This window comes from Bacteroidales bacterium (assembly GCA_018334875.1).
Lineage (GTDB): Bacteria > Bacteroidota > Bacteroidia > Bacteroidales > UBA12077 > JAGXLC01.
In genome coordinates, this window is record JAGXLC010000164.1 from 1 (window position 1) to 8,955 (window position 8,955).

Genomic DNA, 8,955 nt, shown 5'->3' on the forward strand with positions numbered 1-8,955 from the left:
TATTAAAAGAAGGCTGAGGCTGAGGCTAAGAGGTAGAGGGGCTTGAGTTCATTGATAAATTGTTACATTGATAAAAAAGAGGCTGAGGCTGAGGCTAAGGCTAAGAGTAGAAAGGCGACGGTCAGATTGTTACATGGTTACATTGTCAAATTATTGATTATAAGCACAAGAGTTAGAAGATTCTGGCAAATTTTGCCAACTGCTTTTTGCCAACTGCCAACTCAAATAATAAATTCAAGTATTTATGCATCAAACGTTAAACCTCAAACATAATATTATGGATCTATCGACAACATACATGGGACTGGAGCTGAAAAACCCCATCATCGTAGGGAGCTCTGAACTGACCAACAAGGCAAAAAAGATCAAAAAGCTGGCCGATGCCGGGGCTGGTGCTGTGGTGCTGAAATCCCTCTTCGAAGAACAGATCATGATGGAGGTGGATGCCCAGCGCGTCAATAACATGTACGGGTCTTTCAATGACGTGGAAAACTATGTGGCTTTCTATACCAAAAAGCACAACCTGGATAAATACCTCAATCTTATAAGGGAATCAAAAGACGCTGTAGATATCCCCGTCATTGCAAGCATCAACTGTATTTCTTCCAGCGAATGGGTGGATTTTGCCAGGCAAATTGAAAAAGCCGGAGCCGACGGCCTGGAGCTCAACGTGTTCATTATGCCCAATGATCCCTCCTATGATGGCTCCACCCTTGAAAAGGTGTATTTTGACGTGGTAAACAACATCCAACAGCATATAAGCATTCCCGTGGCATTGAAGCTTGGTACGTATTTTTCCGGTTTGGCCAGAACATTCATTGACCTCTCCAAAACCGGTATTTCCGCCATGGTGCTTTTCAACCGTTTTTACTCACCAGATGTCAACCTGGATAAGGAAGAGATCAGGCCCTCCCACATCTTCAGCCATCCTCATGATATCAGCACTTCCCTGCGGTGGATCGGTATGCTTTACGACCAGGTAGAATGCGACCTCTCCGCTTCCACGGGAGTACATGACGGCCATGCAGTGATTAAAAACATTCTGGTCGGTGCCAAAGCCACCCATGTGGTATCGGCGCTGTATAAAAATTCCGAAAGCCATATCGGCACCATGCTCCAGCAGATGGAAAGCTGGATGGATTCCAAAGGCTACCAAAGCCTCGCCGATTTCAGGGGTAAGCTGAGCCAGGCCCATATCAAGCAGCCGATGATGTATGAACGGAGCCAGTTTATGAGGTACTACTCCAACTACGGAGACGCAAAATATTAGATGGTATCAAACCTCCGGTAATTCTCATTCATAAGGACGAGGCCATTGAATAACATTGCTTTTCATCAGTAATTGCTCTAAGGTTTTTCTGACACATCATTTATGGCTTTCTGATCATAGGTATTCCAATCGTTTGTCAAATAGAATAACCATTCTATAAAAATTAAACAACAATACTTCTTTTTTTGGGTATATTTGTTCGGAGATCATAATCCAATGATGGCTAAGTACGCTAAAATATTGCTGTTTTTAGCAGGATTCATCCTGACTACTCAGGTTTTCGGACAGTATGAGTCCAAAGACAACCATACCGGATACTGGGATGATGCTGCAACATGGATCGACGGCTCCTACGAACAGGATCCGGTCAATGATGATTATGCAGTCATTGAAGGTCTGGTGGAATGGGAACCCGAACCCAACGATTCCACACTGAACTTTAATCTTGGAGGAAATCCTCCGGGTGAAGGTGATTCGGCATTGGTAGTCAGAGATACCTTGATAGTAAACGGGAACTTGAATTTTGCCAACAAAAACAATCTGTATATCGGAGAGGGCGGGATGTTGATCATTTATGGAGACCTCAGCGGTGAAAACTTGATAGAAATAGATCCTAATGGATATCTGATTATTGAAGGAAATCTGATATTCAACAATGAAAACTCGGGAGAAATCTCTGATGGAAATGGAGATAATATGTATATAGGTGGGGATAAAGAGAATTGTACGGACACTGAATGCAATACCATCAATAACGACTCCACCGACCTGGTCAGCGACAGCCTTGATGTTTACGATTACTACAAGGGCCAAGATCCGGTCAATAGCGGACAATATACCATCAGACCTCAGAGCACGGACATCTGCGATCGTTCACCACAGCGTGTTACACTCTATTTTTCTGATGCTGAATCAATGGATGAGCTCTACTGGCAGGAGTCACCAGATGGAGAAACTTACTCCAAAATAACCGGAACGGACGGACAAGGCTCGCTTACGATCACTTCCACAGAAACCCGATTCTACCGCATACAATACTCCAACGACGGAGGTAATACCTTCAATGCTTCCGATTCTGCAGTAGTATATTGTGATAACCTGTGTACCCTTTCCGCTTCCATCTCCCTCACTTCGGGCAGCACCCCGGCTTGTTACAGCGAGGGAATCAGCTATACATTCGAAGCAGAACCTGCCGGTGCTTCATCCTATGACTGGGATATATCTCCTGCAACAAATTCCCAAAATGGCGACATCTCCATAACGAAAAATGAAAACCAGGCCACTTTCAGCAATTATACAAATCCGGACAGTCCTTCGCAAGAATACACAATAGATGTGACAGTTTCCGATGAAGGCTGTTCCGACACAGCTTCCCAAACCGTCACCCTTCAGAGGCGCCCGGAAACAGGCAACACCTATTATGTGCCCAATGATTTTGCTAACCAATAATTCTGGACTCGACCAGGAAAAGCATATCATTTCGGGGCTGACAGAAAAACTGAAGTATATTTAGCCAGTTGGCAACGCAGCATGTCATTCAACAATCCTTTCCTATAAATCAGTTGAAAAAAGAATTTAATCATCTCCACTCCAAAAAATCAATAAAAAAATCAGTAAGAAAATGAACAAAGACCCCTTAAATTACATATACATTATGAAAAATGCAATTATTTCAACAATCGAATCGCCGCCTTAAATTTTTATATATTCGCGACGAGGATTTTTAAAGAACAGGACTTTAAATGAAACCATATATTGAAGAGTTGATCAACGACCTGCAGGAAGCAGCGGAACAGGCAAATCAAAGAGAAGGAAGCAAAAAAGCAAAAGGCAAAGATACGCTCTTAAACCAACTCTGCCAGCCCAAAGAATACCACTTCGGCAATCCCCGGAAATTAGAGGAAATACTAGGAATTCCAAGGGCAGCTTTTCCGCCGGAACATTTATTAACTAAAGAGGAAAAGGCCGGTCTGAGTAAAGCTATGGAAGAACTGATGCAGACGTGGGGTTTTTATACAGATTTTCCACCAAGGGTACCTATGCATCTGCGATATCCAATGCTCAGGAAAATATGGAAAAGCGAACAAGTCTATACCGGGATGGGAGTCAACTACATTGATGTATGTGAGTTTGAGGAATCCTCCTGTCCCTATCCCAATTACTGCAACATGTGCAACCTCATCAGGGAGCAGGAAAAGCTCTACAACGATTTGATGAAAAAGCGAAGTGACAATCAGAATTCTGATAAGAATGGGTAAGAAGTTTCAACCGATTTCCTGCTTAAGCTATATATCTGCAAAGCTCAGGTTCAAATCATTCCTGAAGAAGTCTCGCTGAAAATGGGAAAAATCGAAGCCTGCCCCGATGAAAATCGGAGAATCTCGGCAGAGCATTGAATATAATATCTGAAATCCACTTGCTTTTATCTTTCAAAAAGAAATCAAAAAAATATTATCTTTCCTGAAAAATAATTCTCCGGATGACTAAAACCTATTTTGTTTATATACTCACAAATAAAAGAAATGGAACACTTTACATAGGTTTTACAGATGATCTGGAGCGCAGAGTCGGTGAACACAAAAGGAAGGAAGTAGATAGTTTTTCAAAGAAATATCACCTGGATAAACTTGTTTATTATGAACAATTTGATTCCAACTCGGAAGCTTTTCTGAGAGAACGCAGAATGAAAAAATGGAAAAGAGACTGGAAAATTCAGCTCATTGAATCCATGAATCCACAATGGAACGACCTTGCGTGGGACTGGGAGTAATAGACAAGAAATATAAACCAAAGCAAAGGCCAAGATTCCGGCTTTCCGCTAGCGCTTCAGCCGGAATGAACTTTTAGCTGAAGGTCGTAGATTTAGATAAGCTTAAAACTAAAGTTAATTTTAAAAACCTTCGGGTCTTTTCATACCGAAAACATATTTATATCTTCAATCTTGGGGTCCACATCATTCCTGACGTAGCGGAGCGGAGATCAGGAATCTTGACCGAACATTAGATATAGTATCTGATAAATCCCATTTTGTGCTGCAAGCAATATCCTATTTGAATGCCAAAGCCAGGATTCCGGCTTTCCGCTAGCGCTTCAGCCGGAATGAAGATGTACCTGTGGCATTCACCATTTCCAATCAATCATTCTATAGATTCCCTGCTCCCTGTTGTGCTGTCTCTCCGGCTTCCTGTTTCTACTGATCTCCTGGCAGATTGACCTCCGAGACGCAAGCATTGCGTCTCTACTGCTATAACATGTAACTCACTACCCCCTGCTCACTATTTTTCCTATTCCCGGCTATTCTGCCAGAATGATCATTTTCATGCCATCCATTGAGACAGGCCATGGCCTGTCTCTACGCATCTAATTCCTTTTCTTCCATTCTTCTCTTGTCACCCTGAAATCAGACTCGTTGACCCAGCCGGCGTCGATGTCTTCGCCCTCCATATAGCGGTTATAAAAATTGCGGTGGGCTTCGCCGGCATATTCATATTCGTCGAAAACATCACCCTCGCCTGACATCCGGGGATCTCCCTGTTCTTTCAGCTTACTGAACAATTGCTCCTGCAACCGGTTTTTTACCTCTTCAAATTCCGGATCACCGGCCAGGTTGTTCATACAGTCGGGATCCTTCTGTATATTATACAGCTCCTCCCCGGGTCGCTTGCCAAAGCAAAGCTCCCAGTAATCTTGTGGTTCTGACTCACCCCGGCGATCGAGCACGACAGTTTTTGTAGGACTACCGTCACAGTTCAGGTAACCTGTTACCGGTGGTCCGGCAGGCCAGCGGGAAGGTTCAAAATTTCTCAGGTACAGATATTGGTCGGTGACAATTCCCCTTACAGGATAGCTATTGTCATCCGGGCGGCCCACATCGTGCCGCTCCTTACCTATCAGGGCGTAATTTCGGGTGGTATCAACCAAACCCGATTTTTCAGAATAGAAAATATCGATCAGGCTCTCGCCTTCGATGGGCTCCATCTCTGTTTTCTCAGGATTAACCCCTGCCAGCTCAAGAAAGGTGGGCGCAAAATCGACAAAGCTCACAAAATCATCTACTTTTCGGCCGGGGTTCACAATACCTTCTGCCCACATAATGGCCAGCGGCATGTGATTGGAAGGCTCATAGACCTGACCTTTTATCCGGGGAAACGGCATACCGTTATCGGCAGTGACCACCACCAGGGTATTTTCCAGTTCTCCCCGCATTTCAAGCAAGGTTAGCATCTGACGTAGGTGCTTGTCAAAATATTCAATCTCGTAAGCATAATCCAGCATGTCTTTTCTCACCGAATCATTGTCAGGCCAGAAATCATATACATCATCAATATCCGATAACTGCTTTCCGGCCTTATTTATACCGGCACGGAATTCATATGCCCGGTGCGGTTCATAGCCGCCATACCAGAAACAGAAAGGTTTATCCCCCGAACGGTCATCCAGAAACTGTTTGAAATTGCCCGCGTAGTCGGTATTGGAAATATAGGAAGCCGGAGGCTCGGTTGTCTCAGATTGGTAGGGTGTGCCGGTCAGATGGCGCGGCTCGCCGTTTCTTGTCCCCGGATCCCCGGGAGCCCAGCCTTTACCAGTATATCCTACAAAATAACCGGAATCGGAAAGTTCCTCGGCATAGGTCTTAAATTTTTCGGGGAAATAAGGTACATGGTTCGCAGCCTCTTCCAGTTGCCAGGAATGCCGGCCTGTAAGCAGGATGGACCGGCAGGGAGCACTTTTGGCATTGTTTACATAAGCATTATTGAAAAGGATGCCGTTTTCGGCCACCCGGTCGAAACCAGGGGTTTCTACCCATTCGGTGCCATAGGCGCTCATATGAGGATAAGAAGCATCATCTGCCATGGCGAAAAGAATATTCGGGCGTTTTCTTTCATGGGGCTTCTCCTTCTGGCCGCAGCCAAATGCACTAAACATAAGCGTGCCTGCTAATGCATTGATGAAAAAATAAGATGGTTTCATGATATGAGGGTTTTTGGTTGTATTTTAAAAGCAATGATTGAAAACAAATATAAGGATTTTAAAAATAGTAAAAAATGAAAAAAGCCGGATAGACACAAAATTATCCTTGAATCAATCCTTGCTATTTTTTATAATAAATTGCCGTTGGAAAAGAATGATAAACATTCTGGTATTATCATTGTTAAAAAAAAGATGTATAAATTTGTATTCAAAGTTTTAAGAATGTATGAATGCTGACAAAACAATCAATCTGAACGATCTGGTTGAAAAGTACACGGGCGATTTGTATTCCTGGGCATTACACAAAGTATCCAATGCGGAAATAGCCAAAGACCTTGTGCAGGATACATTTTTGGCGGCTGCAGAAAAAATTGATACCTTCAAAGGAAACAGCTCCCCGAAAACCTGGCTTTTCGCCATCCTTAACAACAAAATCACAGACCATTACCGAAAAAAAGTCAATCAGACGGTAAATATCGACCATCAGTTTTTTTCCAGATTCTTCGATGAAGAAGGAACCTGGAACAAGGATAAATTACCCGGGGACTGGAAGGAAGATGAACAGCATCTTCTGGATGATACAAATTTTCAAAAATTACTTGATGAATGCCTTGAAGCGCTCCCCGATACGTGGAATACAGCAATAAAATTAAAATATCTTCTCAGCAAAAAAGGCAGGGAAATTTGTCAGGAACTTGGAATTTCCCCTTCTAATTATTGGCAGATCATCCACAGAGCCAAACTGCAGTTGAGAGATTGTATTGAAACAAACTGGATAACAGACCTTTAAACAAAAAAATAAATAAGTGAAAGATTAATGACATTATGAAGAAAATTATGCACATACTCTTTCTTTCGTGTAAGAAAGCAACAGAACTGATTGAAAAAAGAATGCACTTTGGACTCTCATGGATGGAAAAACTGCAGTTAAAAACCCACAAGATGATGTGTAGCGCGTGTACGCACTATGAGAAACAAAGCGAATTAATTGAAAAGGGAATTGCAAAAAGCAGTAAAAAAGACTTTTCCCAGGAGGATGTTGATCAATTAAAACAACTCATTCACGATAAACTGGCCCATAAAAATTAATAATCAATAGATTAAGTAGAGTCTACAAAAATCAGTTATGAGCAGAATTCAGGTCATTCAACCCGAAGAAGCCACCGGCAGACTTAAAGAAATTTATGACGACATAATGGAAAAAAGGGGGAAAATTGCGGAAATCCATAAAATACAAAGTCTGCGACCTGAAAGCATTATAAAACATATCGATTTGTACCTCGAAATCATGTTTTCAAAGTCGGAATTATCCAGAGCTGACAGGGAGATGATGGCGGTGATCGTATCGGTATTTAATGAATGTGAATATTGCAGGTTGCATCATGCGGAGGCGCTTAATCACTACTGGAAAGATGAGGAGAGAATCAACCGGTTAATCAGCAATTTAGAAGATGCCGGATTGAGCGAACACCAGAAAACCTTGTGCCGCTTTGCAAAGGAACTGACAATCAACCCGGGCAGTTTTACAGATGATTCCCGTATTGAATTTTTGAAAAACAAAGGATTCAGCGATAATGCCATATTAGACGCTACCCTGGTGGTGGCCTACTTTAATTTTGTAAACCGGATTGTCCTTTCCCTGGGTGTAGAAGCCGATGAAGAAGAAGTAAAAGGATATAAATTTTAAGCGAAGAGACCAAAGAGAACCAAGCCGACTGGTGTCCTGTGTGTGAGAAAAACGGCGATAGAGCCATGAAGGCTCTAATTAGGGCAAACAACGAGGACGGTACAATTCAATTTGTGGGCAATGACCTGACCAATGAGAAAACAAAGGAAAAATCAAATACAAGTTGAACCAGATACATAAAACATGACACCAACTATCAGTATCATTTACGGCTCTGTCCGAACCAACAGGCAGGGAATCAAAGCAGCAAAATACCTTGATAGTAAACTCAGGGAAAGAGAGATAAACGTTCACTTTATCGATCCCCTGGAGTATCGTTTACCGCTTCTCGACAAAATGTATAAAGAATATGATCCCGGAACAGCGCCGGAACCCATGGAAGACCTGGCGGGAAAATTTGCCGGATCAGACGGATTTCTTATTGTAACGGGGGAATATAACCACAGCATCCCGCCGGCTCTTAAAAATATTTTAGATCACTTTCAGAGTGAATACCTTTTCAAACCTTCTGCCATAGCTTCCTATTCAGCAGGTATGTTTGGAGGTATGAGAGCTGCCGTTCATCTCAGGGTCATTTTAGCCGAGCTGGGCATGCCAGCCATTTCATCCATACAGCCCTTTCCGCGTATTGGAAATCTGTTTGATGAAAACCTGAATCCCCAAAACGAACATGTCGATCCCTCAACCTCCCGTTTTCTGGATGAATTCCTCTGGTATGCAGAGGCTCTGAAAAGTAAAAGGGACAAAGGAACACCATATTAATCAAATCTCTGAACATATAAAAAGATTTCTGAAATAAAGAAGCCATTGATAAATTTACCGACCATTATTTGTATTTTGAACATATGTTCATTATATTTGCAATGAATTTAATTAGTGTTTGTCCATAAAGTCAAAGAAATTTGAAAGAGTCTTGTCTAGAATGTTCGCTGGCAAGGCTTGCGAGTTTTGAATGCCAGGAGTTTACTTGATGTAATCGACTGGCATGAAAAACGAGCGTAACGCAGCCAGCGGATATTATAGACAG

The 8,955-nt window shown here is 42.5% G+C and carries 9 protein-coding genes; 8 read left to right on the top strand and 1 reads right to left on the bottom strand.

Annotated elements, in window-relative coordinates:
- The first annotated feature begins 277 nt into the window (after positions 1-277).
- From KGY70_12850 to KGY70_12865, 4 genes are all read left to right on the top strand, one after another.
- A complete protein-coding gene (locus KGY70_12850) occupies positions 278-1,270 on the top strand; it encodes a dihydroorotate dehydrogenase-like protein (protein ID MBS3776074.1) in 993 nt (330 codons plus the stop codon).
- A 216-nt stretch (positions 1,271-1,486) separates the two neighbouring features.
- A complete protein-coding gene (locus tag KGY70_12855) occupies positions 1,487-2,719 on the top strand; it encodes a hypothetical protein (protein MBS3776075.1) in 1,233 nt (410 codons plus the stop codon).
- A gap of 293 nt (positions 2,720-3,012) precedes the next feature.
- Positions 3,013-3,528 carry a hypothetical protein gene (locus tag KGY70_12860; protein MBS3776076.1) on the top strand — a complete coding sequence of 172 codons (516 nt, stop codon included), beginning with the start codon at positions 3,013-3,015 and terminating at the stop codon, positions 3,526-3,528.
- A 221-nt stretch (positions 3,529-3,749) separates the two neighbouring features.
- Positions 3,750-4,040 carry a GIY-YIG nuclease family protein gene (locus KGY70_12865; protein MBS3776077.1) on the top strand — a complete coding sequence of 97 codons (291 nt, stop codon included), beginning with the start codon at positions 3,750-3,752 and terminating at the stop codon, positions 4,038-4,040.
- 590 nt (positions 4,041-4,630) lie between these two features.
- Here the strand turns inward: KGY70_12865 and KGY70_12870 are convergent.
- On the bottom strand, positions 4,631-6,241 hold the full coding sequence (locus KGY70_12870) for a sulfatase (GenBank protein ID MBS3776078.1): 1,611 nt from the start codon (positions 6,239-6,241) through the stop codon (positions 4,631-4,633).
- 226 nt (positions 6,242-6,467) lie between these two features.
- On the opposite strand from KGY70_12870, the gene KGY70_12875 reads away from it, so the two are divergent.
- From KGY70_12875 to KGY70_12890, 4 genes are all read left to right on the top strand, one after another.
- Positions 6,468-7,031 (top strand): sigma-70 family RNA polymerase sigma factor, encoded by a 564-nt coding sequence (locus tag KGY70_12875; protein MBS3776079.1) that lies wholly within the window; start codon positions 6,468-6,470, stop codon positions 7,029-7,031.
- Between the two features lie 35 nt (positions 7,032-7,066).
- Positions 7,067-7,330 carry a hypothetical protein gene (locus KGY70_12880; protein ID MBS3776080.1) on the top strand — a complete coding sequence of 88 codons (264 nt, stop codon included), beginning with the start codon at positions 7,067-7,069 and terminating at the stop codon, positions 7,328-7,330.
- A gap of 37 nt (positions 7,331-7,367) precedes the next feature.
- Complete coding sequence (locus KGY70_12885) at positions 7,368-7,928, top strand: peroxidase-related enzyme (protein ID MBS3776081.1); 561 nt, start codon at positions 7,368-7,370, stop codon at positions 7,926-7,928.
- A gap of 183 nt (positions 7,929-8,111) precedes the next feature.
- Entirely contained in the window at positions 8,112-8,690 is a 579-nt protein-coding gene (locus KGY70_12890; protein MBS3776082.1) for an NAD(P)H-dependent oxidoreductase, read from the top strand.
- The last annotated feature ends 265 nt before the right edge of the window (positions 8,691-8,955 follow it).

Coding starts and splice junctions, on each gene's coding strand:
- KGY70_12850 (MBS3776074.1), top strand. CDS start 278: ATGGATCTATCGACAACATACATGGGACTGGAGCTGAAAAACCCCATC.
- KGY70_12855 (MBS3776075.1), top strand. CDS start 1,487: ATGATGGCTAAGTACGCTAAAATATTGCTGTTTTTAGCAGGATTCATC.
- KGY70_12860 (MBS3776076.1), top strand. CDS start 3,013: ATGAAACCATATATTGAAGAGTTGATCAACGACCTGCAGGAAGCAGCG.
- KGY70_12865 (MBS3776077.1), top strand. CDS start 3,750: ATGACTAAAACCTATTTTGTTTATATACTCACAAATAAAAGAAATGGA.
- KGY70_12870 (MBS3776078.1), bottom strand. CDS start 6,241: ATGAAACCATCTTATTTTTTCATCAATGCATTAGCAGGCACGCTTATG.
- KGY70_12875 (MBS3776079.1), top strand. CDS start 6,468: ATGAATGCTGACAAAACAATCAATCTGAACGATCTGGTTGAAAAGTAC.
- KGY70_12880 (MBS3776080.1), top strand. CDS start 7,067: ATGAAGAAAATTATGCACATACTCTTTCTTTCGTGTAAGAAAGCAACA.
- KGY70_12885 (MBS3776081.1), top strand. CDS start 7,368: ATGAGCAGAATTCAGGTCATTCAACCCGAAGAAGCCACCGGCAGACTT.
- KGY70_12890 (MBS3776082.1), top strand. CDS start 8,112: ATGACACCAACTATCAGTATCATTTACGGCTCTGTCCGAACCAACAGG.